Genomic DNA, 25074 nt, shown 5'->3' with positions numbered 1-25074 from the left:
TCTTTAGCGGTTAGGTTTACGATTGTTGCGACGGCGACGATCGTTGCGACCGAAGGAATCTTGACGGCGTTGGTTGTTCTGAGAGGCTTGTTGGAAGTTTGGCGCCAAATCACGCTTCTCATAAACTTCGCCCTTCATGATCCAAACCTTTACACCGATCATCCCCACCTTCGTGAGAGCTTCCTCGTGCGCATAGTCTATATCGGCACGCAATGTGTGAAGAGGAGTACGCCCCTCCTTAAACATTTCGCTGCGAGCCATTTCTGCGCCATTGAGACGACCAGAGAGGTGCACCTTGATACCTTCGGCTCCCGAACGCATCGCAGATGCGATAGCCATCTTAACGGCACGACGATAAGCAACGTTACCTTCGAGCTGACGTGCTATACTAGAGGCTACAAGAGAAGAATCGAGCTCAGGACGACGGATTTCATAGATATAAATCTGTACTTCCTTCTTCGTGAGTTTCTTGAGTTCTTCCTTGAGCTTATCTACTTCTTGACCGCCCTTACCAATAATAAGACCTGGACGAGCAGTGCAAATCGTTACTGTTACGAGGTGAAGAGCACGCTCAATAACAATACGAGAAATACCGGCCTTGGCGTGACGTGCATTGAGATATTTGCGGATACGGCTATCCTCTAGAAGAGTTGGACCGTAATTCTTTCCACCATACCAATTTGAATCCCAGCCACGGATATAACCTAGACGGTTGCTTATAGGATTAATCTTCTGTCCCATCCTGCTTCTGATTATTAGCGTTATTAAGCGAACTTACATAAAGGGTCACATGGTTGCTACGCTTACGAATGCGGTAGCCGCGCCCCTGAGGAGCCGGACGAAGACGTTTAAGCGTTGCACCTCCATCGACAAAAACGCGAGAGATATAAAGCTCTCCCTCCTCGGTCTTGCGACCATTCACCTGCTCCCAATTGGCAATAGCAGACTGGAGAAGCTTCAAAAGACGAGTAGCAGAAGCTTTGCGTGAAGAAAAACGAAGGATACCCAATGCTCGGGTTACCTCCATACCTCGTATATTGTCTACCACCAAACGCATCTTGCGAGGAGATGTCGGTACATTGTTTAGCTTCGCGAAGCAATCGATTGTACCGTCGGTGGCCATAGTTTTATTCTTATCACTCATTGTACTTTGTATTGTGTCTACAACTTGGACCAATTACACTCTCTTACTTACGATTACCAGAGTGACCTCTGAAGGTACGTGTAAGAGCAAATTCGCCCAACTTATGACCTACCATATTTTCCGTAATATACACGGGAATAAACTTATTCCCATTGTGTACGGCAATCGTATGCCCTACAAAGTCGGGGGAGATCATAGAAGCACGAGACCAAGTCTTGATCACGGACTTCTTGCCGGACTCATTCATTTCGAGCACCTTCTTCTCCAACTTTACACTGATAAAGGGACCTTTCTTTAGCGAACGACTCATATTATCTTGTTCTTATCAGAGTTACTTTTTCTTGCGTCTTTCTATAATGTACTTAGAAGAGTGTTTCTTAGGAGCTCTCGTCTTAAGACCCTTAGCATAAAGCCCCGTACGTGAGCGAGGATGGCCCCCAGAGGCACGTCCTTCACCACCACCCATGGGGTGATCTACAGGGTTCATTACGACACCACGGTTGCGAGGACGGCGTCCAAGCCAGCGTGAGCGACCTGCCTTACCCGACTTTTCGAGAGCGTGGTCACTATTCCCTACGCTACCAACCGTAGCCTTACACATAGAAAGCACACGACGAGTTTCGCCAGAAGGCATACGCAACACGACGTACTTATCTTCACGTGCAACAAGCTGTGCAAATGTTCCTGCCGAACGGGCGAACTTAGCACCCTGACCGGGACGCAACTCGACGTTGTGCACCACGGTACCAACAGGAATCATAGACAAGGGAAGTGAGTTCCCTACTTCGGGAGCAACATTCTCTCCCGAGATCACAGTTTGACCAACCTCTATACCATCAGGAGCGAGGATATAAGCCTTTGCCCCATCGGCATAGTAGAGAAGGGCAATACGAGACGAACGATTAGGATCGTACTCGATACTCTTCACCGTGGCGGGAATGCCATCCTTGGTTCTCTTGAAGTCGATAAAACGGAATTTCTGCTTATGACCACCTCCGATGTAACGCATGGTCATCTTACCCGTGTTGTTACGACCGCCGGTCTTACGCTTACCTTCTACAAGGGATTTTTCTGGTGTGCTGGCTGTGATCTTGTCAAACGCACCAATAATCTTGTGTCTCTGCCCAGGAGTTGTGGGCTTGAGTTTTCTAATTCCCATTACTCAATCAAATATTACTGAAGAAGTCAATAGACTGCCCCTTTTCAAGAGTTACAATTGCCTTTTTGTAGGCAGCTGCACGACCGCTGATAATACCACCTTTGGTATAGCGAGTCTTGAGCTTTGGAGTAACCTTGATAGTGTTGACATCTACCACCTTCACATTGTACATCTTCTCAACAGCGTTCTTGATCTCGATTTTGTTTGCCTTAGGAGAAACACGGAAGGCGCAACGCTCGGGTTGCTTGTCCGTGATCGCTGTCATCTTCTCCGAAATAACAGGCTTGATAATAATACTCATTGTACTCTCCTAGATTAAGCCTTAAACATTTCGTTAGCTGTAGCAATAGCCTCTTCTGTAAACACAAGCTGAGTAGCATCCAATACACTATATGTATTAAGAGATACCGCATTAGCTATGCGAGCACTAGGCACGTTACGAGCCGAGAGGTACACGTTGGCAGGGATATTGTTCATTACAAACAAAGTCTTCTTTCCGGCAAGACCAAGTGCAGATGTGAGTGCTACAAAATCTTTTGTCTTAGGAGCTGCAAAGTCAAAAGCCTCTACAACCTTAATCTCCTGAGCTTGCGCTTTGTAGGAGAGAGCAGAGCGACGTGCAAGGCGTACGAGCTTCTTGTTTAACTTAAAGCTATAGCTGCGAGGACGAGGCCCGAACACACGAGCTCCTCCCACGAGAAGAGGAGAGTTAATGTCCCCACGACGTGCTCCGCCACCGCCCTTCTGGCGACCGAGCTTACGAGTAGAGCCACTCATTTCACTACGCTCTTTCGATTTGTGCGTACCTTGACGCTGATTGGCGCGATAAAGCTTTACAGCAAGATAGATAGCGTGATCATTGGGTTCGATACCAAATACGGCATCGTCCAAAACAACCTTGCGCCCTGTATCTTCGCCCTTTACGTTATATACAGATACTTCCATACTTTAGATCTCCACTGCTACAATTGAACCTTTGTGCCCGGGAATGCTACCCTTGATGAGCAACAAGTTGTGCTCGGGCATTACCTTAATTACTTCGAGGTTCTGAACCGTTACGCGTTCGTTACCCGTCTGACCAGCCATGCGAGTACCCTTGAAGACCTTTGCAGGGTAAGAACAAGCACCTACAGCACCGGGAGCACGTAGACGGTTGTGCTGACCATGAGTAGACTGACCTACACCGCCAAAGCCGTGACGACCAACTACCCCTTGGAAACCCTTACCTTTAGAAGTACCTATTACATCCACATAGACTACATTCTCAAAGATGTCGACCTTGATAGTGTCGCCCAACTTGTAGTCTCCAGAGAAACCTTTGAACTCGGCCAAGTGTCTCATTGGGGCTACTCCTGCCTTTTTAAAGTGCCCCATGAGAGGCTTTGTTGCATGCTTCTCAGTGGTTTCTTGGAAACCGAGCTGAAGAGCATCGTAGCCGTCATGTTCACTTGTCTTGACTTGAGTAACCACACAAGGACCCAATTCGATAACAGTGCATGGCGTATTTACACCATCGGCACTGAAAACGGAAGTCATTCCGATTTTCTTTCCTAATAATCCTGGCATTTCTTGTGTTATTTACTACGTTTATAACTTGACATTAATCTCAACCCCGCTGGAGACTTCGAGCTTTGTAAGAGCATCTACAGTCTGCTTAGAGGCATTATAAATGTCTATAAGTCTCTTGTACGACGATAGTTCGAACTGCTCGCGAGATTTCTTATTCACGAACGTAGAACGATTCACCGTAAAGATACGCTTGTGCGTAGGCAGGGGGATAGGACCACATACCATAGCACCGGTAGCCTTTACTGCCTTTACGATCTTCTCGGCACTCTTGTCGAGGAGCATATGATCGTAAGACTTAAGCTTGATTCTAATCTTCTGACTCATCTTTTTATATAGAGCTTATTACTTAATCAAATCTACACGACCATCAACTTCGGTAAGCACCTGCTTAGCAATTGACGAAGAAACTTCTGCATAATGCGAGAAGGTCATCGTACTGGTAGCACGACCTGAAGAGATCGTACGCAAAGCAGTTACATAACCAAACATCTCAGAGAGGGGCACATCTGCCTTTACGATACGTGCGCCAGTACGGCTTGTTTCCATGCCACCTACTTGACCACGACGCTTATTCAAGTCGCCAATGACATCACCCATGTTCTCTTCGGGAGTAACCACTTCAAGCTTCATGATAGGCTCGAGCAAGACAGGACCAGCCTGTGCAGAGGCATTCTTGAATGCTTGGATAGCGGCAACTTCGAACGAAAGTTGGTCTGAATCCACAGGGTGGAACGAACCATCTACGAGAGTCACCTTGAGACGATCAAGAGGATAGCCTGCCAACACACCATTCTTCATAGCACGTTGGAAACCCTTCTGAACAGAGGGAATAAATTCCTTAGGCACATTACCACCCTTCACTTCGTCTACGAACTGAAGATCGCCTTCGAAGTCGTCATCGGCAGGTTCTACACGCACGATAATATCTGCGAACTTACCACGTCCCCCGGTCTGCTTCTTATACACTTCGCGAAGTTGAACAGACTTTGTAATGGCTTCTTTGTAAGAAACTTGAGGGCGACCTTGGTTACACTCAACCTTAAACTCACGCTTAAGACGGTCGATAATGATCTCGAGGTGAAGCTCACCCATACCGCTAATTACAGTCTGCCCTGTTTCTTCGTTGGTCTGAACGCGGAACGTAGGATCTTCTTCTGCAAGCTTAGCAAGACCAACACCGAGACGATCCAAGTCCTTTTGAGTCTTAGGCTCTACGGCGATACCGATCACGGGATCGGGGAAGTCAATTGCCTCAAGAGTCATAGGAGCGTTTTCGTCACAGATGGTATCCCCTGTGCGGATATCCTTGAAACCTACACCGGCACCGATATCACCGCAGCCAATTACCTCCATTGGGTTCTGGCTATTAGAGTGCATCTGGAAGAGGCGAGAGATACGTTCCTTCTTACCCGTACGTGTGTTGTAGATATAGCTACCAGCCGTGAGAGATCCTGAATAAACGCGGAAGAAGCAGAGACGACCTACATAGGGGTCGGTTGCAATCTTAAAGGCGAGAGCACAAAGAGGCTCATCGGGAGAAGTCTTGCGCGTAACAACTTGCTCCGGATCATCAACAGCCGTACCCGTAACCTCTGGAGTATCGATAGGGCTGGGGAGGTATGCACAAACAGCATCAAGAAGAGTTTGTACCCCCTTATTCTTGAAAGAAGAACCACAAAGCATGGGGAAAATCTTCATTGAGAGCGCCCCCTTACGGATAGCAGCACGGATCTCATCTTCTGTAATAGTAGAAGGATCGTCGAAGTATTTTTCCATGAGAGCATCGTCACACTCTGCGAGCTTTTCAAGCATCTTGTCGCGCCATTCTTCGGCTTCGGACTGAAGATCTGTAGGGATTTCCACTACATCATAGTCAGCCCCCATAGTCTCATCGTGCCAAAGGATAGCTTTCATACGTACGAGGTCCACTACTCCCTTGAAGGTTTCTTCTGCCCCTACGGGGATTTGGATAGGACAAGGATTGGCACCAAGGACCGTCTGCATCTGGTTGTAAACCTCGAAGAAGTTGGCACCAGAGCGGTCCATCTTATTTACGTATGCAATACGAGGTACGTTGTACTTGTCAGCCTGACGCCATACAGTTTCACTCTGAGGCTCAACGCCCCCTACAGCACAAAATGCAGCTACAGCACCATCGAGGATACGAAGAGAACGCTCTACCTCAACAGTAAAGTCAACGTGTCCCGGGGTGTCAATAAGATTGATCTTGTAGCGATTGTTGTTGTAATTCCAAAAAGTAGTGGTAGCAGCACTCGTGATCGTAATTCCTCGCTCCTGCTCTTGCTCCATCCAGTCCATGGTAGCGGCACCATCGTGCACCTCACCAATCTTGTGAGTAAGACCAGTATAGAAGAGAATACGCTCTGAAGTCGTAGTCTTACCGGCATCAATGTGCGCCATGATGCCGATATTGCGAGTTAATTCGAGATGTTTTTCGTTTGCCATGATGCGTTATGTATTAGAAACGGAAATGGGCAAACGCACGGTTGGCTTCTGCCATACGGTGCATATCTTCTTTACGTTTGAATGCAGCACCCTGACTGTTGTAAGCATCAACAATCTCCGCAGCAAGCTTATCTGCCATAGTCTTACCACCACGCTTACGAGCGTAGATGATGAGATTTTTCATTGATATAGATTCCTTGCGTTCAGGACGGATCTCCGTAGGCACTTGGAAGGTTGCCCCCCCAATACGACGGCTCTTCACCTCTACTTGAGGGGTGATGTTATCCAATGCAGCCCTCCAAATCTCAAGCGAAGACTTTTCTTCATTCGCGAGCTTACCCTTTACGATCTCAAGGGCATTGTAGAAGATGCTATAGGCAAGATTCTTCTTGCCATCATACATCAAGTGATTGACAAACTTAGTCACTTGACGATCACCAAATACAGGATCAGGAAGTACCTGACGCTTCTTAGGCTTTGCTTTTCTCATTGTTGTCTAAAATTCGTTCGAATCGAATTGGTTGTCGGTAATTTACGTCTTCAACGCCCACGCAAGGGCATTTACTCAACCTATCTCTAAGGATAGCCTATCCAATTGAACCCGAAACTGGTTCTTTTTTTCTTCTTTCTCTAAGCCACTCTTTGGCTTAAAACAACTGTAGAACAGGAAAGGAGGATGAGAGATCTTTGAGTTGAGGGCGACTATTGTATTCTCTAACCCCCCTACCCTCACGTCTCTCTAAAAACAAAGGGAATTACTTCTTTGCAGCAGCCTTAGGACGCTTAGCCCCATACTTGCTACGACGCTGAAGACGTCCATTAACGCCGGCAGCATCAAGAGTACCACGCACGATGTGATAACGCACCCCTGGCAAGTCCTTCACACGACCACCACGAACAAGCACGATACTGTGCTCTTGGAGGTTATGACCTTCTCCTGGGATGTACGCATTGACTTCCTTACCATTAGTAAGACGCACACGTGCCACCTTACGCATAGCCGAGTTAGGCTTTTTAGGCGTAGTGGTGTACACACGTACACAAACCCCACGGCGTTGCGGACAAGCCCCCAAGGCAGGCGACTTACCAACTTCGTTGAATGATTCCCTTCCTTTTCTAACTAACTGTTGAATCGTAGGCATTTCTTATTTCATTTATTAATCAATCTACTTATGTAGTTGCTACAGCATAACTATACGTATAGCGCGGCAAAGGTAATAAGAATTTCTCACCTGGCAAAAGTTTTCTCCCTATTTCTCAGAATGTAGATTCTAGTAGCGAGTGCAACGGGGAGAAAAAGATGCAACGGCCAACAGCCTCACCTCGGTAAGACTAGCACATTTCCTTAAGAAAACAAATAATCTGCGAGGGAGTAACCTCTTCGCTAGAACAGCAGCCACAACGTGGAGGATAAACTATCCCGTTGAGACATCACTCCCCTCACACCTCCACAACGCGAGGCTAGCACCATCCAACACCTTCCGAGGACGTGCAAGGGAGAAAAGAAGCGGGGATACTCCCAAGCCCTCAATTAAAAGCAGAATAGGGTGTCTTGCAGTGAGAGATCCCCCCCCTTCACAAGACACCCTCTAAGATGAAATCCCCTAGCCTCTCTTGTAAAGGGGCTAGAAGAATATGATTTAGCGAGCTACTACAAAACGCTCAATGCGATTAGCTACATGCAAGAAGTAAACTCCCTCTGAGAGAGAAGAAACATCTATAGTAGTCTTTGATGAAGTAGCTACAGTGTTAAGCACGAGTGTACCATCTAGCGCATAAATCTGTACTCGAGCACCCTCTTTATTAGGGATAGAGAGCGTAATAGTCTCAGATGCTACTGTAGGATAGAGAGCCACAGCCTCCGTCTGTAGCAATACCGCAGCGCCAGGCTTTCCGGCATAGGGATTCTTACCTTTATTTTCACCGTCTTGCCAGTCGTAGGTATCCCATCCCTTGCTACGAGCTACATCAGCAGCATACACAGAGACGAAGTTACCTTCCTCGCTATTGCTCGTGTTTATAGCATAAAAGCTACCGGGCTCAAACTCTGCCGTATTTACCTTATAGCGGTCACAGAGACGATCAACAAGGTCTCGTATAGCCTGCTCGTTCAATTTATTATTGTAACAGCTTACCAAATGCAAGATATTCTCTTTAGGGATAAGGAGCTTAGTAAGACTTGCTTCACTACAATCCAACTCATAGATAGCGGGCATATGTGTAACATCCAACTCGGTAAGTTTTTTCGTACCGCAGTAGAGTTGATATAGGTTTACGAGGTTGGAGAGATCTACAGGCTCTAGATCGTCATTATTTTCATAGCGCAAGAGCCTTAGACTTGCATTATTGCGAAGGTCTAGGTTCTTCAGTTTATTGCTACCACAGCTGAGGAGGTAGAGCTTGCGAAGATCTGCCACATTAAGCGACTCTATCTTATTGCCCTCACAAACGAATTGGAGTAAGTTTTTGTTCGCCCTAAGGTCTATACTCGTGAGTTTATTGAAAGGAACTATCAACATCTCCATCTGAGAAGACTCAGGAAGCTCTAGAGAAGAAATCTCGTTATTCATCGCAAAAACAGCCTTCAATTCTTCACATGCAGAGAGATCCAGTGAGGTGAGGTTATTCTCCGAAAGCTCTACTACTTGCATCTTAGAAGACTGCGAGAAGTTTACCTTTTCGATTTTATTCTTTGCACAGCTAACCTGAGCCAAATTAGGGTTGTTCGTTATATCCAACTCGGTAAGTTCATTGCGATAAGCAGTAAGAACGACCAGAGTAGGAGCATGAGTAAGATCGATCGCAGAGATACAATTATCTGCTACTTCCAGACCACCACAGTCAAAAGCAGCAAACTTACCATAGGCAACAATGGTAGGAACGGTCTTCTTGAGGTAGATGGGCACTCCATTCTCCTTAATGATTTCATTCGCATCTTTAACCCCATTGCCATTGAAGTCAATCCAAGCCTTACCTGCATCTGCATTATCGGCAAGCACAGCTTTGATACCCCAAGTATCTGAACCTTGACCGGTTGTTTTACTTGTTGTTATGATGATATACTCCTCTTCTCCCGGAGCAATAGTAAGGGATGTTCCCTCATAGGTTACACCTTTTTTCCCTCCCTTATTGTCGAAAACCTTCCAATTTTTCTTGGTGGCTTCCTTTACAATATCAGCGCTATAGCGACCATTGGGGAAGTCCTGTGTATCTACCATATAGAAACTACCGGGATTCTCGGCAGTGCGCATTGGGAGCGATTGAATGAGGGCTATCATCTTCTCAGAAGAGATGAAATTGCCAAAACAAGCCACCTCTTCTAACTGAGCGTAACCGGTTGCACTCCAACCTATGAATTGGTTACTGCCAAGGTTCACTTTCTGGAGTGGAGCAGATGGATTGAGCTTAAGATCCGCAAGATTATTGACAGCACAATCAAGCGATTGCAACTTGCCGTTAGCCGAGAGATCAAGGCGCGTGAGTTGATTATTGCGACAAGTAAGATGGGTCAGCTCCTTGTTTTTGGAGAGATCGAGTGAGGTAAGTTTATTTTTGTAGCAATTGAGAACTTGTAATTTCTCGTTCCCCGAAACCACCAAAGAGGAGAGTGCTTGCAAATTAACCGTTAGCTCCCGAACGGCTCCATATATAGTTACGGTCGCTCCTGTTTTTGGGTATTCGTCCGCTCTGTCCGTGTTGACTTTGGCATCTTCGCCGTCGTCGTACTTCTGGTTATTATTTAGGTCAATCCAAATAGACTCTGCATCTGCAGCATCTGCCTTTATCATGATAGCCCAGGGGACAAACGAGGAAACGGCCTCTGTGGTCATAACAATCTTTGGACCATCAGTCGTGTATGAAGATGGGTCTGCAGCCGTGGCACGACCCGTTGCAGCAAGGGAAGAAAAGAGAATCCCTCCTCCAAGCATGAAATAGCGAAAGGCTTTCATTTTGCGTTTTTGTAATTAATAGTGTTCTGTAGATAAAACTAGGAGTTCCCAGTCCATATAGGCGAGAACTCCTAGTATAATCGGTTAATTAGCGAACGACAAAAGTCTTAGAAATAGTATCAATAGAGAGTACATATACTCCTGCGTTGAGATCTTCTACAGAAAGGAGCATAGAGGGTGCTGTGGCTGTAAACTCACGCACTTTTGCCCCTGTTGCATCAAAGATTGCAATGGTCTTTCCAACCAACTCAGCAGGCATATTGAGTGTCATCTCTACATCTGCGGGTACGGGATAGAGCGTAACCTCTTCGGCACGTACAGACTCTAGCCCACGAGGTTCACCAGGATATTTCACCATCGAACCTCCGCCATTGTGGTCGTATACAGTCCAAGCCTTTTTAGCAGCAGCCTTCACTTGATCTTCGTAGATCTTGTTGTTATCTCCCGTGAGAGTAAGATCCACAAAGAGGAGAGTACCTACACCAAAGTCGGGATCTTGTTGGGGAAGAGAAGCAATAAGAGCGTCTACGGCCTCACCCTTCAGATTGTTTTGGAAGCAAGAAACTACAGCAATAGCTTCACACTTGGAGACATCCAACGACTCAAACTTATTGAACTCGATGAACAAGCTCTCTAGACTCTTACAACCACTGAGGTCAATTGTCTTAAACTCATTGTTTCTAATATCAAGTTCGCGGAGGGCAGAAGCCGACTTCACATCGAGCTGAGACAATTTGTTGTTGTCCAACCAAACGTCGGTCATATTCTTAAGACCCGAGAGGTTAGCCTCGGTGAGTTGTGCACGGTGAGCATGAAGCACTTCGAGAGCGGCACATTCCGAAACGTCCAACTTGCCTAGAGGATTGTCGTTGCAATGCAAGACACGCAATTTGCTAGTACCCTTTAGAACGAGCTTCTTAAGGCCTGTACCTGCACACTCAAAGCGGTCAAGTTCGGGATTGTTAGAGAAGTCAAGCTCTTTAATAGAAGTTGTATCGCAGAAGAACGTAGTAAGCTTCGTATTCTTTGAGAGGTCAATCTCCTTAAGATCCCTCACAAAAGCTACATTGAGGATACGAAGGTCGGTATTAGCAGTAACATTCAACGACTTGAGGTTCTTACAAGAAGAAACATAAAGTTCCTGAAGTGCGGTGTTCTTTGAGAGGTCTAAAGAGGCAATATCGGTATGACTTACCATAAGCTCCTTGAGGTTGGGGAGCTTAGTCATGTCTACCTTCTCGAGAGGACTGCTGGTACAACGCAATACCTTGAGGTTAGGATTAGCAGAAGCATCTACTTCTGTAATATCATTGCTTCCGCAGCTGAAAGAGGTAATATTACCATAGATAGTAACGGAGTTGGTGTTACGAGTATAGTGATTGGCATCAAGATACATGCTCCAGTTGGTGATTTCTTCTCCGACATCTTTCTTTCCGTCGCCGTTAAGATCGACAAAACAGTTAGCCTTATCCTCCTCCTCTGCATTGAAAAGGAATCTCCATCTTCCATCATTTTTGTTTGCAGTAACCGTCATTTTGGCAAGGGTTTCCTCTTCAGGATCAGAGCCTTCGTACTTATTGTACCCCTCGTTTCCCATACCATCTTGCCAATCGTAGGCAGTCCAACCGAGTTCCTTTGCTTTAGCAACAGCATCTTTGGTACAAACATTTTTATCTGCAACCTTTGTGTTGATAACAAAAAGAGAACCATCGTTGTACTCTTTTTTCGGGAGCTGCTCGATGAAAGACATCATAGCTCCTGCACTCAGCTTGTTATTGTAGATGCGGAACTCATTAAGCTTTGACATCTCCTTGCTCACAACAATAGACTCCAGTAGGTTATCCTGCAGGGCGATTGTCGTAATCCCTGTCAGTTTTGATACATCTATGTGTTTAAGCTTATTGTTGTTAACTGAGAAGGCTTTAAGAGTGCTTACATCGCCCAAAATAAGCTCTTCCATCTCGCAGGCATCACACTTTAGAGAGAAGAGTTTTTTATTGTTACTAATGTCGAGTTTTGCGAGTTTGTTTCCAAAGCAACTAAGGTTCGTAAGCTTGCTCAACATAGAGACATCTAGCTTTGTAAGCCCCGTTTCACCACACATAAGGGCGGTCAATTCCTTTAGATTCTTCAGGTCAAGCTCTTTGATAGCGGTCTTTCCACAAGAAAGGAGTGTAAGCTTTGATCCCTCGGGGAAAGAAAGTTTAGTAATGGCTTTGCACCCATCCAGTTCTAAGGACTCTAGTTGAGGACTCTTCGAAAGATCTAGCTCAGCCAACTCTTCATTTCCATTGATTGAGACCTCTTTTAGAGTAGAAGGGTTGTGAGTAAGATCAATCTTTACGAGATTAGTACGATTGGCTGACAACTCTCCCATGTTACCATAAACACGCACCGAAGCAATATTCTTTGCGAGCTTGCCAAAGAATCTAGGAGCGTCTTCACTTGCCCCATCATACTTATTGTTCCCATTAAGATCCACCCAACAGAGGTCATCATAAGACGCGCCCTTCACCGTAATCTCCAGGGGATCGTCGGCATTTTTCGTGGTAAGCTCAACATAGGTATCCGATACCGTAGGAGTCCCACTCTGAGCATACGCAGCCCAGCAGCTTCCGCTTAACGCGAAAAAGGCGGAGAAAAAGAGATTTCTCCCAACAAGTAATTGTTTCTTCATTACATTATCCGTTTATTCCTTATAAAATCCTGTGTCAATCAACTTTTATCAAGGCACGAGAGGCAGATGGCAACTTTGCCTCCTCGGAATTTTCCTCCTCTCCCTTCGCTCTTCGCCAGCAAATGTACGAAAACATTCCTATCATGCGAACTAAAAGAACATAAATCGGGGGTATTTAAGCATCCGAATAGAAGAAAAAGGCAAATTTCGTACCAATTAATAGGTACAGAATCTTCCTATAGAGGCATTTGTAGGTAGGTAACTCCCTTGAGTATCCCTCCCTTTGGAGAAAAGAAAGAGGATGTATCTCCGAGAGAAGGAATAGGTTGTATTTTCCTATTTCCTCCGCTGCGGAGATACATCCTCTCAGGGCAGAAAGGAGAAATCTTTAGGTCAGACTCCCCTCTCTATGCTGGGCTGAAAATTTATTTTTTCTGGTCAGCTTCTGTTTGGTTGCTGCGGAAGTAAAGTTGCAAGCGATTGCCGCTGGTAACAATAGACTTGAGCAGAGCTTGTACATCGGCAGGCTTGATAGAGTCGAGTACTTTGTCGTAATTGTCGACCCAGTTCTTACCATTGAAGAAGTATTCTTCTATGTTGCCAAGCCAGTAACCATTCTCACGAATACGTTCTGCATGACGCTTCTTCATATTCACAACGGTCTTGTCGAAATACTCTTGACTTACGCCATTCTTAACAATGAGATTCAACTCGTCGTATACAACCTGATTGAGCTGAGCAGCACGCTCGGGAGCGCAGAAGAATTGAACCGTAACAGAACCTTCTGGTGTTGGGAATTCGTCTACCTCGGCAGCGGCAGAGGGCGAATAGGTTCCGCTCTCGCGCTCACGGATAGAGGCAATAAGAGTCTGATCGAGTACGCCGTTGAGGATCTGAGCTGCAAGTATCGTCTTATGATCGTAAACAGCCTTACCCTGGAGGTAGTCCATAACAATACCGGTAGGCGTATTCATATCCTTGTATACTTCCATTGTCTTTTCACCCTTGCGGAAGCCGGCTTGTTTCGTTCTATCCATCTTAGGAGTAGCCTTGCCCTTGGGTACAGATCCGAGATATTTTACGATAAGTTCCTTAGCCTTAGCTTCGTCAATGTTACCAACAAAGAAGAATTGGAAGCCATCAGCAGAAGAGAGACGCTCGCGAGCCATCTGGAGTGCGCGCTCATAGCTTACCTTTTCCATATCATCAGCTTTTACCTTCTTGCGCCAGATATCATTGTCGAAGAGGAGGTAGTTTATAGAGTCGCTGAGAGAAGCGAAGGGCTGACGCTCGGCCATCTTGAGAGCTTCGGTAGTCTTTTCTTTGTATGCAGCAAAGGCTTCTTTGTCTGCACGAATATCAGTCATATAGAGGTAGGTGAGCTGGAGCATTGTCTCAAAGTCAGCTACCGTAGAGTTTCCGCTAAAACCTGAAGTAAAGTTGCCAAAAGCAGGAGATACGCTTACCGTACGACCTGTAAGAGCCTTGCCAAGAGCAATAGCATCGAACTTGCCCAAACCACCAAGCGATACAATATCGTCTACAATCTTAGTATTGAGTATGTCGCTGGGCTTTGAGTAGAGACGGAAACCTCCGTTTGTAGTACCGGACATAAGGATCTGATCTTCCTTAAAGTCGGTCTTCTTGAGGTAAACCTTGATGCCGTTTTGGAGGGTTAGCTCCGTTGTTCCAAACTTCTGATTCTTCTTTTCCTTAACAATCTTACCACCCTTGAGATCCTTATCGATGAGGTTTGTATCAACAATCTCTTCTTTCTTTGCCTCTACAGGTTTAGCAACGCACTCATTGTAAAGAGCGATTATTTCAGCCTCGGTAGGATAGGTAATACCATCCTTCTTGGGGCCGGTAACCGTAATAACGAGATTTTTACCATCGGTAGTAATCATCTCTTGGATGTACTGAGCCACCATCTCGGGAGTAACCTGCTCTGCAATCATTTCCATGAGTTGCTTTTCTACTTCGATACCGGGGATATAGCCACCATCGAGGAAGTAGTTTTTGTATTCTTCGCAGAACGAACCATTTTTGCGGTCAGCACGAGCCTTGAATTGGTCTTCGAACATCTTGAGTACATCCGTACGAGCGCGGTCATATTCGCTCTTGAGGAAACCATGTTGCTTCACACGTTGGATCTCTGCTACGAGAGCTTCAAAAGCGGGTTTGAATGCACCATCCTTAGCAATCGCCATAAAAGTGAAGGCATTTTTGGTCTTGGCAATGCCCATGTAGTTGTAGTCGAAAGCACCACCACGAAGGAAAGGAGCATTAGGCTTGATGGTAATTTCATTAAAACGCTCATTGATGATCTGAGTAGCAATAGCCTCCATATAAATTACCAATGCTCCAGCAATAGAACCTTTTTCCTCTCTAGAGAGAACGTCGTGTTTAAACATTACAGAGATATTGGTAGAGGTAGCTTCTTTGTCGGTAGCGAGAGCGACAATAGGAGTTGCGTTGTCTTCTACTTGTACAAAGTAGCGTTCGGCAGGATTTTGGGGAGCAGGTACGTCAGCAAAAATCTCTTTGAGTTTCTTTTCTACATAGTCTACATCAATATCCCCAACTACAATGATACCTTGGAGATCGGGACGATACCACTTGTGGTAGAAGTCACGGATTTCGTTGTGCTTGAAGTTGTCTACTACTTCCATTGTGCCAATAGGCATGCGATTTGCATACTTGTTATTGGGGAGCACTTTGGGGAGCTGAGCTGTAAGCATACGCAAGCTTGCATTGTCTCGCGAACGCCATTCTTCGTGGATCACACCACGCTCTTCGTCAATCTCCTTGCCGTCGAGTGTAATGTTGTTGCTCCAGTCGTGCATGATAAGAAGACAGCTATCGATAATTTCAATCCCCTTGTCTGTAGGAGCATCCATTATAGTATATACTGTTTCGTCAAATGCAGTGTAAGCATTAAGGTCTGCCCCAAACTGGCAACCAATGCGCTCCAAGAATCCGATAAGGTTCTTCCCGGGGAAGTTCTTCGTCCCGTTGAATGCCATGTGCTCAAGAAAGTGAGCAAGCCCCGCTTGTGAGTCTTCTTCGAGAACAGAACCCACCTTCTGTGCGATGTAGTAATTAGCACGATTCTTGGGGTTTTCGTTGTGACGAATAATGTAGGTCAAACCATTGGGCAACGTACCCATACGTACAGCCGGATCAATGGGTAACTGCTGCATCATTGGATCTTGGGCTCGCAAACTCGCAGGTACGAGGCAGCCAAAGATCAGGAGCACACCTAGTGCAAAACGTTTCAGTTGCATACTAAACTCAATTATTATTCTAGAATTGTATTGATATTTCTACTTGGTCCTAACAAAATGGGAGGAAGCGTTCTATCTCCCCATAACGGCACAAAGGTAGGCACATTCTACTAGACTTTGTACGTTTTCTCAACATATTATCCTTACTTTAGAAGCGAAGAGTGGCTCCAACAATGCCTACGATATAGTTGGGATCTTGGTAAGCCAGGGGATATTCGCTATTAAGAAGGAAGGGAGCGGACAGCTCTCCGTGTAGGGCAAGCCAGTCTGTAATGCGCCATGCCGTAGCTACGCGAGCCACACGTTGCGCCGTGGTAAGGGTCTTGGTTGCATCGTGCGGAGAGATAAAGGGAATACCCTCTCGCAAAGAGGCTTGAGCCGAGATGTCGAGGTTTGAAGTGGGGCTATAGATAAGAGAAAAGTCAATCGAACGGATGGGCTTCCCTTGCGCTACCCCTCCTCCATCGAGCTTGTAACGGCGTTCGGTCCATTGCAGAGAGCTTTGCAACTTAGCCCCCAAGGCATACCCTACACGACCCGAAACAAACCAAGAGTGGCACCTCGCATACTGAGGCGTAAAAGCCAAGAAGCGAGGAGTGTTATTGTCTGCCCTTTCGCCAAAAAGGAAGGGTTGCCAGAAGTGGGTATTACGTGTGCGCTCATAGCCTCCCGAGAGGGAGAGAGAGACACCACCGGGTAGTTGTGCTCGTATGCCCAACTCGCTATCCACAAACTTCATCTCAGGACGGAGGAGCGAATCGGGGTGCAGATAGCGATTCTCCCGAGCCAACTCGTGCAAAGAGGGCATGTTTACCTTACCATCCACACGGGCAAAGACTTCCAAATTATTACGCCAACGAAGCGAAGCTCTGAATACCGGAGAAAGAGGGAGCACATTCACTCCCGCCGTTACTTGCCACTCCGTATTCCCCAGCCAGCCATTGAAATAAATCTTGGGCGTGATGTTGAAGTAGAGAGAAAGCAACGGCCCCCCTGGTACGTAAATAGTTTGTTGTTTTGGGTCTTTTGGGGTTCTTTGCCAATCTTGATAGAGCAGCATACCGGCAAGCCCCCAAGCAAAGTCTTGCTTAGAAGTAAAGAGAAGGTCGAAGTCGCCGATGAAGCGGAGTTCGTGATGCTTCCACTTGCTAAAGAAGGCAGGGATTTGCGAGTAGTTACGGCCCGTATGCTCAACAAGGAAGCGAAACGAGGTCTGATTATCAAGACCAAACAGATTGGCTCGCCCCACATTACCGGGGCGGACATAACGATAAATAGCGGCTTCGTAGTCCTGCTTTACCTCCATGGGAGGGCGATTGCTCGTCAAGTAGGCTGCTGTTTGAGCATCCAATCCATAGTAGTTAAACTGGTCGTAGTCCCCAATAATCTGGAAGGAGTGTGCAAACTTTTTCCCCCTATACTCATAGCTTAAGTCCCAGTCCGTTAGGTGGCGATAGGTGTAAAGCCTTGCAGGGATCCCTTGATAGATACGAGAATTGTTGTTGAAGGTAGAGTTGTGACGCAGGTGCAAATCCACAACGTGCTTCTCTTTGAAGCATTGTGTATAACCGGCCTGAGCTCGTACCACCGGCTCTAGTCCTAGAGAAAGATCTAGGTAGCCGGCCTTATTCGACCGAGGCACCCACGACGCCATATTGCTCAGAGCAGGATACTCCGGCAATAGCACAGGAGGGGTAAAATCGCCCGTAGAGCGAGGGGGGATAGGCTCTAGCCGTGTTACTTTGGGCTTATCAAATTGATATGTGGAGGCCAAGGGTTGCACTGTGCCCAGGTGTACTTCGGCATCGCTTACCACGGTAAGTTCACGACGGAGTGTATCTGCCCTTTGCGGTTTTGTGGGTTGCTGGGCTTGAGCAAGACCGCTTGTGAGAAGTCCGAAGGTGGCAAATGCCACAAAAAATAGTGTATGGGAATATCGTTTCATCACTTATCTCTATCTCTTTGGGGTACCTGTTTGCTGGTCTTGATAGCGTGCAATGCGCTCAAGAATATCGTCTTCACGCTTGGGATAATTGTTCTTTAGACTCTCCACATATTGGTCTGCGGTGACCTTGTCGCCCTCGGAGCGATAGATCTCTGCCAGTGCCAATATCCCTCGAGCGAGCCAGTACTCGTGCGGAGTACCCTTCTCAATAAATTTGTTGAGTAGCTGCTTAGCCTCTTGTCTTTCTTTGCTCGAGCCTTTTGCCTGTAGGGTGGCATAGTGGACGGTCGCCTCAGCTCCTGCCGAGAGATCCGTCTTGGCAAGAATTGTCTTGTACTCTGCTAGTGCCTTAGCACGCTCCCCGAGTTCGCTATGAGCATTCCCTCGAAGGAGATGAAGCCACTCTGCACCCTCTTCTCCCAAAGCCGTGAGGGCGTCTGTAGTTACAGCGATGGCAGTCTTCCATTTTTCCATTGAGAGAGCCATTTCTGCCGCCTTCTCAGCCGCTTGCATTCGCAACGAACGATCCGAACTTTGGGTATAGAGGGTATGGTACGTATCGTATGCCGCCTGCTTATCGTCTCGCTCTATTTGCAAGGCTCCTAGGCGTTGTAGTACCGAAGATTGTGCGGCACGGGGCAACTGCCTAACCTCTGCTGCAAGGGTGGTATATAGGGTGTAGGCGCGATCCTTGTCTCCGCGCTCAAAAGCCAAATCTGCGAGGTACTTTTGGATGGTGGAGACATCGCTCCCTACACGATATCGAGCAATAAAGGCCTCCATCTTGGGTTCAACCTCTTGGGAGCGACGCTTATATTCTCTCTCCAGCGCCTTAAATTCTAGCTCTCGACTCTCGCTTTCGCTCAAAGAGAAGGCCCCTCCCGTCTTCTGTACAGCCCCTTGCAAATAATCGGTGCGCCCCTCTTCGATGCAAATGCTCTTTAGGTGCGTAAAGGCAGTAGCCGCCTCGGCACTCTTGGGATAGCGGTGCATCAGCTGTGTATAGGTATCGAGCGACTTCTCTACGCGTTGTGTATTGTAATAGAGGAGTGCCAGCTGCAACAAAGCAAGACGCCCCTCCTCACTCTGACTGTATTGCGAAGCAGTGGCAACAAAAGCCTTTTCCGCAGCATCGTTATTCCCTTGGAGCAGGTAAGCACGCCCCTTTTGGTACGACGCTTGTGCTGCTGCAGGGCTATCGGGGAAGGAGGTGATAAGTCTATCAAGCAAAGCTATCTGGCGAGAGTATTGCTTGCGAAGTCCATTAATTTCTGCCAAACGCAGAAGAGCATCACTACTTTGCGAGGGGGCAAGACTGATGGCTCGCTCGTAGGACGCAAAAGCAGCATCTAGAGCATTGGTCGCATACTGGCAATCCCCAAGGCGAGTATAAGCATCGCTCTGACGCAAAGCCCCCTGCTTAGAATCATGTACAGAAGAGGCGAAATAACCCTTAGCCTCGGCATACCGCCCGCCATTGAATAGGGCATACCCGAGATAGTACTGCGCCTCCGATTGGTTGGGTCTCCGTGCACTCTCCGGCAAAGCGAGGTAGGCGGTAAGCGGGCGAATAGAGCCGGCATAATCTCCCTGAGCTCGTAGTATATCTGCCTGAATGAGCAGCGACTCTCCCTTGTATAGAGAGCTTACGGCTTGTTTATCGAGAGCATCTTCTATATATCTAGTGGCTTGCGAAAATTTGCCCTGAGAGAGCGCATCAAGAGCCAAATGGTTAAGAACATATTGGCGTGCCTCGTCTATGGCTGGTGTCGTTTTCTTCAGTCGCCGAATGGATACCAACGAGGTAGCATAGTCCGTATTGGAGAGATAAAACTCCGTTAGGAACTTCTCCATCGTAGGGCGATGCTTGGAGGTGGGAAAGGTATTGAGGAAACGCTCGGCAATACGCACATCTTGTCCGAAGTTGGATTGGCCGGAAGAGCGCATAACTAACGCCATCTCGTACATGGCAGCCTCCCGCACTTGTGTGGGGGCACTCTCCTCTACGGCTCGCTCGTAGGCCACAATGGCTTGGGGGTAATTCCCCTGATCTCGCAAGGCGCGCCCTAGGTAAAGGCTGGCAGCATATCCCGTAGCACCCTTCCCTTGCGTAGCTTGCTTGAGGGGCTCGATAGCTTCATTGTATCTCTGTTGCTCCATGTAAGCGGCTCCCAACAAGAGGAAATCTTCCGGGGAAGCAAATTCGGGAGAATCTTCGATAAACCGCTCTAAGTATTTACTCGCATTAGGGGCATCTCCCAATCGATAATAGGCATTACCGGCCACTTGCAAAAGTGATGGATTAGAAGCCAAACGAGGCTCTACGCGCTCAATCTCACCCACCTCAGCCACCGCCTTGGCATAGTCTCCCGAGTAATAGGAGAGTGCGGCCATACCGATGCGCGTCTCGGGAGCCAACTCTCGATCCCCCGAAAGAGATCGATAGATAGCCTCCGCCGCTTGCAAATCACCCTTTGCCATCTTGCTGCTTGCCACGTAGAGTTTGGCAATGCGCCCCCAGCGGTTATTCGCTTGGGCAGCTTCGGCAAACAGGGGACCCAACTGCTCTCCTCCTCGGTTCGTACGCAGGAGTGCATACGCTGTACGCACCTGCCACTCGGTACGCTCGGCTCTCGAGAGGGCACTTTCATCTACCTTTTCGAGGAGATTGCGTGCCCGATGAAAATCGCCCTCGGCCATATACAAAGCAGCTCGCTCTAGAGACAAAATAGGGCGTCGCTCATCCACCGGCACTTTCGTTAAGAAATAGTGAATCGTCTCCGCCGCAAGGGTGTGTCCCAAACGATAGTTTTCGTGAGCATTCCGAGCCAACAGGTCGGCAAGAACAGCACCTTGAGGTTGAGCCATAAAAGGAGCCGTAAGACGAGGATTATACCCTCGAATAGCCCCACTATGTGCAAGAAGAGTTTGATTTTGAAGCTGCTCGTGCCAGTGTAAAGAGCGTTCTTCTTGAGCTTGTACAGCGGCTGTAGAGAGCATCAAGAGGGCGGTAGCCCAAAGGGGAGTATTCTGTTTCATACTATCACTGCTAATCGTTTAGCACAACAATCCTAAGCTCTCCGGGGAGTCGCAAAATCCCAAGAGAGAGGACGGATATTCTCACGCCAAAGATACACAACATTCCCATAACGAAGTGGAAACGAGCCGCTCCGGCAGGCGCCTTGATAAATGCCCGAAAAGGGATATAATAGATTTCTATTCCTTACATTTGCCACTGATAAAGTGTATAATACTCTTTCAAAAGGACTCGAAAGCCTAATTAATAAGTAGTAAATGGATATGGGCAAAGGCTATAACATACCTACATTGCCTCTCGCCTTTGATATAGAGAGCAAAGAGATATTACGACAGGTGAACAAGGCCAATCGTGCTTTGGCGGAATTAAAGGGGATAGCAGCAACAATTCCTAACGAAGCGATACTGATTAGCACCTTGACTCTTCAAGAGGCAAAGGAGAGTTCCGAAATAGAGAATATCATCACAACGCAAGATGATCTCTACAAAGCTGAGATAGATATAGAGAAGCATCTTATAACGGCGGCTACCAAAGAGGTCCTTAGGTATCGAGAAGCTTTACAGCGAGGATTTGAATTGGTTAGAAAGGATGCTCTATTAACCAACAGCAGAATAAAGGATATTCAAATGCACCTTGAAGGAAATAGAGCAGGTTTCCGTTCACAAGCAGGGACAATGCTAAAGAATAGTCAGGGCGAAACCGTTTATACTCCACCTCAAAATATAGATGATATAAAGAGGTATATGGCAAACCTTGAGGCTTTTATCAATAATCCTGAGATGTGCGAAGTTGATCCACTAATCAAGATGGCGATTATACATCATCAGTTTGAGAGTATTCATCCCTTTTATGATGGTAATGGACGAACGGGACGTATTATCAACGTGCTCTATTTGGTGATAAACAATTTGCTCGACTTACCAATTCTCTACCTAAGCAGGTATATTACTCAAAACAAATCGCAGTATTACTCCTTGATTCAGGCTATTAGGGATAAGAGTGAAGATAACTCGTTGGAGTGGGAAGAATGGATTCTTTTCATTCTCAAGGGAGTCGAACAAACAGCTCGCGACACCATTCGATTGGTGCAGGGTATCTCTAAACTAATGCAGGACTATAAGCAGATTCTGCGTCCCTTATTTGGCAAGAACTACAAACACGAGTTGCTCAACAATCTATTTTATCATCCCTACACTAAAATCGAGTTCATGCAGAGGGATCTAATGGTTCAGCGTAAAACAGCAGCCAAATATTTGAATATGATGGTCGAAGAGAGGGTTTTAATTGTCGTAAAGATAGGAAGGGAGAATTATTATATTAATCACGCTCTTATGGACTTGTTTCTCAATCAAGGTTCTGCATTACCTTGACAAGATGAGATGATAGAATCGGTGACAGATAATCAATCACTCTTATGATATGTACCCGAAAATAGGATTTTGGGTACACATCCTTGTAACGTGTACCCGAAAAAAGCATTTCGGGTACATATTCAGATTGTAGTATCAAGTGCAACGGTATGGCAAAAGTAATGCAAGGACTTCATTCGGGGATTTAAAAGTCCAAACCTTTCCTTCTCGCAAGAGTATGGAAATGCTTAAATTTGCAAAGAAATATCTTATCTAAGTCCCAAACAGATGAATACATCAGTGCTAAAGGTATATCCTAGTGTAGGGAAAGCGATGCTATCCGTAGCCGTGCATAAAGTAAAATCAACCTCTAGAGTTAGTCTCGCACTACTCCTCCTCTTAATCTCTCTAGCGCAGATAAAAGCTCAAGAGCGAGTTGTATTTGCGGATTCGACTACCCTATCCTGCCCTCCATGGCAGGGTACTCTTCCCAAGTTTTCCCTCACCCCTCAAGGTGTTGCGCTCCACGACCTCTCCCCAAAAAGAACCAACAATAAGGCAACTCTACTCCACACACCCATACTATCCGGTATACATACGTGGCGGGGCGAAGTCTCTTTTCACTTTGCCATCACCTCCGCCAATACTTTCGTTGTGCTCATAGCTCCTTTGAGCGCACCCAGGCAAGAGAATGAGTATACAACCTGTCGTTATGCCTATCTCTCGGGAGAGAAGACAGGGAGTATTGGGCTTTTTGAAGGAGATTTCTCACTCGGCAAGAATGGAGAGCTAGTACACAAAAACAAGAATAGAGACAAGCCTATCATCACCTCCAACGCAAACGACGCTATCCGATTTACCTCATCCAACCTCCACCATCTCGCTTGGCATATCACGTATTCGGGTACAGGGGGATGGCAACTTTACCTAAAGAAGAGCCTACAACCACAGCAGAAGTTTGTCTACATAGGGTGCGACTCAACAAGTCTTCCCCCTCAAGATTACGCACAAGGCACCTTCTCGGGCATTGCCCTACGCTACTCGCTCAAAAACGCACAGCACTTTACGCTTCACCGGCTCCTCTACTTCCAAAAGCCCCTCGCCGCAAACGAAACACCTTCAACCCCTACAGAATCCATCTTTGCCTCTTTCGATTTTACCCCTCAAAGTATCCGTCTCATAACGCATAGCCTTGTAAGTATAGAGAGTGCGGACTTTAATCTGCAACCCTCCTGTGGTACTCTTACCCCCGGCATCAAGGGGAAAACCATCACGCTAGATCTAGAAAACCCATTCAAATCGGGCAACTACAGTCTTTTTGTTCGGGGTATCAAAACCCTAGATGGCGCTCTCGCCCCCTCGGAGCGGATCGATTTTGAAATATCTCTTCCCAGCGACTCGATAGGACTCGGCAAGCCCGACGAAGAGCACCTACCCCAAGGGCATCTACTCCTTAGCGAGGTACTCCCCCACCCAACAGCCCACGCGGCGGAGTTTGTTGAGGTTTATAACCCTACCACACACCCCATTGACATTCGAGACTATGCGCTGGCGGTTCGCTCAGAAGGCCGACGAAGCAAACTATATCCCCTCATGGTGGAAGAAAATCATCTGATTCAACCCAACGAATATCGAGCCATCACTCCTTGGAAGCGTGGTCTTGCCAACTACTACCATTGCTCAATAGACAGCCTTAGCGAGGTGGAGAAGCTCCCGGCTCTCCCCAATCGTGAAGGACAAATAGTACTCTACTCCCTCCGCGATTCGGTTGTTGTGGAAGAGATGTTCTACGGGCCCAAAATTGCATCTCGAGGAGAAATGAGTGAAGGAGTATCCCTAGAGCGCATCCTATTCTCCCGACCGGCACTCGCTCCTGATAATTGGCATGTAGCACGCCCCGAGCAGGGAAATGCAACCCCCGGTAGGCCTAACTCCGTACAGACAGAGTGCGATTTGCCCATCGAGGAGCGCGAGGGAGAAACCCTTACTCCGGAGCAGGTAGCCGCACTTACCCTCTATACGCTACAAGATCCTGCCAATAATGCCACCCTCACGCTCTACACACTCATAGGGTATCGCTCGGTAGTCGTGGGGCGCACAACTACCCAAGCGTGGTGTCGCGCACTACTCAAAGGGCAGCTTACTCAGCTCTACACCCTACCTCCCCACACTCCCTACGTTGTCTCCATTGAGCTGACTACTACCCAACACACCAAGCGATATTCATTTGTCGTTGTCCCCTAACTCCCATACTCGGCTTAGGAATGTCCCTCTCTGATGGGTATCGAAAAGGCATTTTATTACGTGAGAAACTCCTAGAAAAGGCAGGGTGAAAAAGATTCTGCCACAGGGCAAGAAAAAAATGTTTCTCGGTCTGGAGCCTCCCAAATCTCGGGCAAAATTCTTTTCTTTTTTAGGCAACAATAGAGCGCAATATTACGCAGGAAATTCCCAAGAATCAGCCTCCAGCTCCAGAGAAAAATCCTCTCAA

At 47.0% G+C, this 25074-nt stretch carries 18 protein-coding genes; 2 read left to right on the top strand and 16 right to left on the bottom strand.

The window, feature by feature from the left end; all coding sequences use genetic code 11:
• Positions 1-3: 3 nt before the first annotated feature.
• The 16 genes from rpsC to POREN0001_RS04495 form a co-directional block, all read right to left on the bottom strand.
• Positions 4-741 (bottom strand): 30S ribosomal protein S3, encoded by a 738-nt coding sequence (gene rpsC, locus POREN0001_RS04570; protein WP_004333616.1) that lies wholly within the window; start codon positions 739-741, stop codon positions 4-6.
• A complete protein-coding gene (rplV, locus tag POREN0001_RS04565) occupies positions 725-1144 on the bottom strand; it encodes a 50S ribosomal protein L22 (RefSeq protein ID WP_004333762.1) in 420 nt (139 codons plus the stop codon). Before rplV ends, rpsC begins: the two co-directional genes overlap by 17 nt.
• A gap of 43 nt (positions 1145-1187) precedes the next feature.
• Positions 1188-1454: a 30S ribosomal protein S19 gene (gene rpsS, locus POREN0001_RS04560; RefSeq protein ID WP_004333700.1), complete on the bottom strand. Its 267-nt coding sequence runs from the start codon at positions 1452-1454 to the stop codon at positions 1188-1190.
• 21 nt (positions 1455-1475) lie between these two features.
• Positions 1476-2303 carry a 50S ribosomal protein L2 gene (gene rplB / locus POREN0001_RS04555; protein ID WP_004333537.1) on the bottom strand — a complete coding sequence of 276 codons (828 nt, stop codon included), beginning with the start codon at positions 2301-2303 and terminating at the stop codon, positions 1476-1478.
• Positions 2304-2310: 7 nt separating this feature from the next.
• The gene (gene rplW, locus POREN0001_RS04550; protein ID WP_004333657.1) at positions 2311-2604 is read right to left on the bottom strand and encodes a 50S ribosomal protein L23; all 294 of its coding nucleotides are present in this window, start codon (positions 2602-2604) and stop codon (positions 2311-2313) included.
• A gap of 14 nt (positions 2605-2618) precedes the next feature.
• Complete coding sequence (rplD, locus tag POREN0001_RS04545; RefSeq protein WP_004333510.1) at positions 2619-3248, bottom strand: 50S ribosomal protein L4; 630 nt, start codon at positions 3246-3248, stop codon at positions 2619-2621.
• A 3-nt stretch (positions 3249-3251) separates the two neighbouring features.
• On the bottom strand, positions 3252-3869 hold the full coding sequence (rplC, locus tag POREN0001_RS04540) for a 50S ribosomal protein L3 (protein ID WP_004333552.1): 618 nt from the start codon (positions 3867-3869) through the stop codon (positions 3252-3254).
• A gap of 21 nt (positions 3870-3890) precedes the next feature.
• Complete coding sequence (gene rpsJ, locus POREN0001_RS04535) at positions 3891-4196, bottom strand: 30S ribosomal protein S10 (protein WP_004333583.1); 306 nt, start codon at positions 4194-4196, stop codon at positions 3891-3893.
• Between the two features lie 18 nt (positions 4197-4214).
• Positions 4215-6338, bottom strand: coding sequence for an elongation factor G (gene fusA / locus POREN0001_RS04530; protein ID WP_004333760.1), 2124 nt, complete (start codon positions 6336-6338; stop codon positions 4215-4217).
• A gap of 13 nt (positions 6339-6351) precedes the next feature.
• Positions 6352-6828, bottom strand: coding sequence for a 30S ribosomal protein S7 (gene rpsG / locus POREN0001_RS04525; protein ID WP_004333602.1), 477 nt, complete (start codon positions 6826-6828; stop codon positions 6352-6354).
• A gap of 265 nt (positions 6829-7093) precedes the next feature.
• On the bottom strand, positions 7094-7480 hold the full coding sequence (gene rpsL / locus POREN0001_RS04520; RefSeq protein ID WP_004333797.1) for a 30S ribosomal protein S12: 387 nt from the start codon (positions 7478-7480) through the stop codon (positions 7094-7096).
• Between the two features lie 498 nt (positions 7481-7978).
• Positions 7979-10288: a T9SS type A sorting domain-containing protein gene (locus POREN0001_RS04515; protein ID WP_004333591.1), complete on the bottom strand. Its 2310-nt coding sequence runs from the start codon at positions 10286-10288 to the stop codon at positions 7979-7981.
• Between the two features lie 88 nt (positions 10289-10376).
• Positions 10377-12965, bottom strand: a complete 2589-nt coding sequence (locus tag POREN0001_RS04510; RefSeq protein WP_004333619.1) for a T9SS type A sorting domain-containing protein — start codon at positions 12963-12965, stop codon at positions 10377-10379.
• A 425-nt stretch (positions 12966-13390) separates the two neighbouring features.
• Positions 13391-16252 (bottom strand): M16 family metallopeptidase, encoded by a 2862-nt coding sequence (locus tag POREN0001_RS04505; RefSeq protein WP_004333578.1) that lies wholly within the window; start codon positions 16250-16252, stop codon positions 13391-13393.
• A 148-nt stretch (positions 16253-16400) separates the two neighbouring features.
• Positions 16401-18197, bottom strand: a complete 1797-nt coding sequence (locus POREN0001_RS04500; protein ID WP_040580742.1) for a hypothetical protein — start codon at positions 18195-18197, stop codon at positions 16401-16403.
• 9 nt (positions 18198-18206) lie between these two features.
• Positions 18207-21236, bottom strand: a complete 3030-nt coding sequence (locus tag POREN0001_RS04495) for a tetratricopeptide repeat protein (RefSeq protein WP_004333668.1) — start codon at positions 21234-21236, stop codon at positions 18207-18209.
• Between the two features lie 255 nt (positions 21237-21491).
• Between POREN0001_RS04495 and POREN0001_RS04490 the strand changes: the two genes are divergently transcribed.
• A complete protein-coding gene (locus POREN0001_RS04490; RefSeq protein WP_004333853.1) occupies positions 21492-22604 on the top strand; it encodes a Fic family protein in 1113 nt (370 codons plus the stop codon).
• 267 nt (positions 22605-22871) lie between these two features.
• A complete protein-coding gene (locus POREN0001_RS04485; protein WP_040580740.1) occupies positions 22872-24827 on the top strand; it encodes a lamin tail domain-containing protein in 1956 nt (651 codons plus the stop codon).
• Positions 24828-25074: the final 247 nt, after the last annotated feature.

Source organism: Porphyromonas endodontalis ATCC 35406 (genome assembly GCF_000174815.1).
Lineage (GTDB): Bacteria > Bacteroidota > Bacteroidia > Bacteroidales > Porphyromonadaceae > Porphyromonas > Porphyromonas endodontalis.
Note: the sequence above shows the minus strand (reverse complement) of the source record. Positions and strands in the feature narration are given on the sequence as shown.

What these genes read in the sequence shown, in the direction of transcription:
- POREN0001_RS04490 (WP_004333853.1), top strand. Translation starts at nt 21,492, where the DNA reads ATGGATATGGGCAAAGGCTATAACATACCTACATTGCCTCTCGCCTTT.
- rpsL (WP_004333797.1), bottom strand. Translation starts at nt 7,480, where the DNA reads ATGCCTACGATTCAACAGTTAGTTAGAAAAGGAAGGGAATCATTCAAC.
- rplC (WP_004333552.1), bottom strand. Translation starts at nt 3,869, where the DNA reads ATGCCAGGATTATTAGGAAAGAAAATCGGAATGACTTCCGTTTTCAGT.
- POREN0001_RS04510 (WP_004333619.1), bottom strand. Translation starts at nt 12,965, where the DNA reads ATGAAGAAACAATTACTTGTTGGGAGAAATCTCTTTTTCTCCGCCTTT.
- rpsS (WP_004333700.1), bottom strand. Translation starts at nt 1,454, where the DNA reads ATGAGTCGTTCGCTAAAGAAAGGTCCCTTTATCAGTGTAAAGTTGGAG.
- rplB (WP_004333537.1), bottom strand. Translation starts at nt 2,303, where the DNA reads ATGGGAATTAGAAAACTCAAGCCCACAACTCCTGGGCAGAGACACAAG.
- rplV (WP_004333762.1), bottom strand. Translation starts at nt 1,144, where the DNA reads ATGAGTGATAAGAATAAAACTATGGCCACCGACGGTACAATCGATTGC.
- fusA (WP_004333760.1), bottom strand. Translation starts at nt 6,338, where the DNA reads ATGGCAAACGAAAAACATCTCGAATTAACTCGCAATATCGGCATCATG.
- POREN0001_RS04515 (WP_004333591.1), bottom strand. Translation starts at nt 10,288, where the DNA reads ATGAAAGCCTTTCGCTATTTCATGCTTGGAGGAGGGATTCTCTTTTCT.
- rplW (WP_004333657.1), bottom strand. Translation starts at nt 2,604, where the DNA reads ATGAGTATTATTATCAAGCCTGTTATTTCGGAGAAGATGACAGCGATC.
- POREN0001_RS04505 (WP_004333578.1), bottom strand. Translation starts at nt 16,252, where the DNA reads ATGCAACTGAAACGTTTTGCACTAGGTGTGCTCCTGATCTTTGGCTGC.
- POREN0001_RS04495 (WP_004333668.1), bottom strand. Translation starts at nt 21,236, where the DNA reads ATGAAACAGAATACTCCCCTTTGGGCTACCGCCCTCTTGATGCTCTCT.
- POREN0001_RS04500 (WP_040580742.1), bottom strand. Translation starts at nt 18,197, where the DNA reads ATGAAACGATATTCCCATACACTATTTTTTGTGGCATTTGCCACCTTC.
- rpsG (WP_004333602.1), bottom strand. Translation starts at nt 6,828, where the DNA reads ATGAGAAAAGCAAAGCCTAAGAAGCGTCAGGTACTTCCTGATCCTGTA.
- rpsJ (WP_004333583.1), bottom strand. Translation starts at nt 4,196, where the DNA reads ATGAGTCAGAAGATTAGAATCAAGCTTAAGTCTTACGATCATATGCTC.
- rplD (WP_004333510.1), bottom strand. Translation starts at nt 3,248, where the DNA reads ATGGAAGTATCTGTATATAACGTAAAGGGCGAAGATACAGGGCGCAAG.
- POREN0001_RS04485 (WP_040580740.1), top strand. Translation starts at nt 22,872, where the DNA reads ATGAATACATCAGTGCTAAAGGTATATCCTAGTGTAGGGAAAGCGATG.
- rpsC (WP_004333616.1), bottom strand. Translation starts at nt 741, where the DNA reads ATGGGACAGAAGATTAATCCTATAAGCAACCGTCTAGGTTATATCCGT.